At 37.3% G+C, this 252-nt stretch carries 1 pseudogene; it reads right to left on the bottom strand.

The features are described from left to right. Positions 1–147, bottom strand: a pseudogene (locus tag SB756_RS32905) (flagellin); the annotation flags it as partial. Positions 148–252: the final 105 nt, after the last annotated feature.

Genomic DNA, 252 nt, shown 5'->3' with positions numbered 1-252 from the left:
CTGTAGACCTGCTGCATCATCTTTTGCGCTGTTTACACGTAACCCCGAAGACAGTCTTTCGAACGAGGTACTTAAGTCATTTGTAGAATTGCTCAAGTTTCGTTGTGAGTTAAGTGAAGATACATTTGTATTTACTGTTAAAGCCATTTTGCCTTCTCCTAGTCAAAGCAGAGTGTGGTTCAACTCTTTTAACAGAACCACTTTTATGTTGTTTTTATAAAGCATGTATTGTGCCAAGTTATAAAACCAATC

The organism is Pseudomonas sp. SIMBA_068, assembly GCF_046534705.1.
Lineage (GTDB): Bacteria > Pseudomonadota > Gammaproteobacteria > Pseudomonadales > Pseudomonadaceae > Aquipseudomonas > Aquipseudomonas putida.
This window is presented reverse-complemented; position numbering and strand designations above follow the sequence as displayed.